Genomic DNA, 3,222 nt, shown 5'->3' with positions numbered 1-3,222 from the left:
CGGGGGTCGAGCACGAACGCGGCGGCGGGCTCCTTGGCGGCGGCCCGCTCCAGGTGCGCGAGCAGCTCCGCCAGCGCAGGGAAGGCTTCCACGCCGCCCGAGCACGAGGGCGGGGTGTGGCTCTCCCCCAGCGCCGCGTCGAGCGCCGTGGAGCTGAGGATCAGGTTCCCGCCGGCGCAGGTCAGACGGACGCGGCCCTCCACGGCCCCTCACCCCCGCTCCGCCCGGCCCACGTACAGGCCTTCAGCCCGCAGGAAGGGGTGCCACCCGGCACACACGCCAGGCCCAGGCCTCGCCTCGAGCCAGTCCTCCCAGGAGGGGCTGTCCTCCAGCGGCTCGGGAAGGATCAGCGGGTGGGTCCCTGGGGTGCTGGCCGCTGCTGCCGGCCAGTCCTCCAGGGTCTGGGCCTGGCCCAGGCTGTGCAGCACGGCGGTCTTGAGCGCCTCGGCCAGCTTGCGCCCGGCGGCAGTCACCGAGGTGACGGCGGTCCGCAGCGTGACCACGGGGATCGGGCCGGGGGGTTCCAACGCCGTCCATAGCTGCGGCTGGAGGCCGTAGCGCAGGGTCAGGGAGCGCCACCAGAAGCTGCCTTCGGGGTCCAGGCACGACACCGCCGCCTCGGCGGGCCAGGGTGTGCCCGGCTCGCCCCGCTCGAGGACCTGCCGCCGGGCCGCGTCGAGCAGGGCCAGACCCAGGGCCTCGGCCTCGCTGGTGCCGGCGGTCCAGCCGGGATCCCCGCCGCCCAGTGCCTGGGCTACCCCGCCCAGAAGCGCCTGTAGCTGGGCCCGCCGGGGGCTGCTCCCGGCGTACACCGCCGCCCGGTCCGGGGTTGTCCGCAGGCGCACCGCCCACAAGTTGACGGGCAGTTGGGGCAGGTCCTCGGGGTCCAGGCTGTGCAGGACCCCGCTGAAGGGGCTGACCAGGCGGGCGAACAGCGGCCGCTTCTCCAGGTCGTCCTCGCCCTCGAGGGCGGGGCCGGGGCCCGGGAGGCAGCGCCCGCAGTCCGCCCGTGGCAGCAGGGGGTGGAAGGTGTCGCCGAGCTGCTCGCTGTCGATGCGGACCAGGCCCCGCTCGAGCGCAGTCGGCAGTTGTGCCAGGTGCTTGAAGATCTCCACCGCCGCCCGGGCCCCGGCGATGCCGAAGGCGGTGGCGGTGTCGCGCGGCGGGTCGGCCGGCTCGAGGCGGCCGAGCACGCAGTCCAGGCAGGTCCCTCCCGGGAAGAGCGGCCCCAAAGCCGCCCAGGCGCTGCTGAGCACGACGGGCACGAAGGCCGTGTGGGGCCAGCGTTGGCGCAGGAAAGCCTCCCACTGCGCCCGCACCTGGGCCACTGTTCCTACGGCCACCACCAGGTCGGGCGGCGGGTCGGGGCTGAAGGGCAGGTCGGGGGTGATCTCCCAGCCGAGCTCGGGGTCGAGCTCGGCCTGCCGGGCGAGGGATTCTCGGTGGGCCTGCGCGAAGGGGTCGCCCGGCGGGAGCTGGAGCCGGCCGTGGCACACGCCCGCCTTCCACAGGGCCGGCGCGAGCACCCGCACCGCCGACCCCCCGCCCAGCACCCACACCCGCTTACGGCGCAGCGCCAGGAAACGCCGCACCGCGCCGTCGCCCAGGGTCTCCAGGTAGTTGAGCGAAGGCCCGTAGTGCCGGGTGAGCCAGTCGGGGAGGGCGAGGCCCTGGACGTCGCTGTGGTCGCGCACGGCCGCGACTCCCTGCAGGGAGTGGAGGAGTTCGTGGACCACCTGTTGCTGCTCGGGGCGCAGCGGGCGGGTGAGCTGCTCGAGGGAGTGCTTCCCGTCGAGGTAGGGTGCCAGGCGCTCGAACAGGCGCAGGGTGGCCTGGCCGCGGTAGAGGTAGGCCTTGCCGTCGACGGCGAGCCTCATGCCGTCGGGGGCGGGTTCGACGTAGACGTCCGGTCGCAGCTTGGGGTACATGGGGTCTCCTTTCACTCGGGCCGGGTCGAGCGGTAGCGGGCCTCAGCGATGAGCAGGTGCTCGAGCCAGGCGAAGGCCATGCGGTTCCAGTGGAAGAGCGTGCAGGCGGCGGCAATGCCCCGCAGGCCGCGCTCGAGCCGTCCCTCCCGGTTGAGGCCCTGGAGGGCCTGGCCCCAGGCCCGCAGCCCGGCCAGGGCCTCCTGCGCGCACGGGACCAGCCGGCGGAACGAGGCCTCCAACGCCTCATCGGGCTGGAGGTGCAGTTGCTGCAAGACCCCCGCCAGCCGCCGCACCCGCTCCTCCAGCCCCTCCACCGAGCCCGGCCGCAGGGTGCGCACCCTGCGCCAGACGTCCCACTGCTCGAAGGCGTCGAGCCCCAGGGCCCGCAGCATCAGCTCGGACCAGAGGTGGGAGGCCAGGTAGCGGTCGGGGCCGCCGAGGGCGTGGGCGGCCAGGGCCACCCTCGCGTCGGCGCAGAACATGCGGTGGGTGGCCTCGAGGGCGGCCCGCCCTCCGAACAGGCCTTCCTCGGGCTCGTACACCGTGGGCACGGCCCGGAAAAGCCCCTGAGTCTCCAGGTCGGCGAGCCCGCGCTCGAGGCGGGCCGCGAGGTCGCCCGCCTCGGCGAGGTCGCTTGGCCGCAGGCGCAGCCGCACGTGCGGGCCGCCGTCGCTCTTGAGCATGAACCAGTGCCCCTCGATCAGGCCCTCGCGCTCGAGCGGCTCGAGCAGGCGGCCCCGCACCTCGGACAAGCCCCTGAACGGGTCGTCGGCGTACAGCCGCCACTGCCACCACGGCTGGGGGGCGGGCACGGCGGCTTCGTCCAGCCCGGGGTCGGGCCGGGCGGGGCCGGCCAGCAGGGCGTACAGGACCAGCTCGTCGGGCGGCAGGCCCAGCAGCTCGGCGCTGGCGTCTTCCAGGAAGCTCCCGAGCACCGTGGCCTGCATCCCCAGGGCCGCCGCGCCGAGCAGCAGGTTCTGGGCCATGTGCCCCGACTCCTGCAGGGCGAAGCGGTAGGCCCGGTCGCCGTACTTCTCCACCGCCCGCTCGAGCCGCGCGGTGATGAACACGGCCACCGCCGCCCGGGCCAGGTCGGGCTCGTGGGCGAGGTTGAGCGCCTCGTCCGGCCCGGCGCCGGGTGCCACGGGGGCGAGGGTGTTTTCCAGCGGGTGGTAGCGGTAGACCCCGGCCTCGAGCCCCTCGACGCGCAGGGCGACCACGTAAACGCGGTCGGGGTAGAGAGCCCCGGCCGAGGGGTAGGCCCGCCGGCGCACCTGGCCCCCCAAGGGCTCCC

3 protein-coding genes are annotated in these 3,222 nt (G+C 75.1%); all 3 read right to left on the bottom strand.

The window, feature by feature from the left end; all coding sequences use genetic code 11:
- Positions 1-203, bottom strand: a 203-nt coding sequence (locus MEICH_RS29495; RefSeq protein WP_036219651.1) for a hypothetical protein, incomplete at its 3' end; no start/stop codon positions are given.
- Positions 204-209: 6 nt separating this feature from the next.
- Complete coding sequence (locus MEICH_RS0117050; RefSeq protein WP_027893596.1) at positions 210-1,928, bottom strand: hypothetical protein; 1,719 nt, start codon at positions 1,926-1,928, stop codon at positions 210-212.
- An 11-nt stretch (positions 1,929-1,939) separates the two neighbouring features.
- The coding region (locus MEICH_RS27335; protein WP_051304302.1) for a thiopeptide-type bacteriocin biosynthesis protein at positions 1,940-3,222 on the bottom strand (1,283 nt) is incomplete at its 5' end.

Source organism: Calidithermus chliarophilus DSM 9957 (genome assembly GCF_000430045.1).
GTDB lineage: Bacteria > Deinococcota > Deinococci > Deinococcales > Thermaceae > Calidithermus > Calidithermus chliarophilus.
This window is presented reverse-complemented; position numbering and strand designations above follow the sequence as displayed.

Bases quoted from the DNA above. Each gene is read 5' to 3' on its own strand.
- MEICH_RS0117050 (WP_027893596.1), bottom strand. From the start codon at position 1,928: ATGTACCCCAAGCTGCGACCGGACGTCTACGTCGAACCCGCCCCCGAC.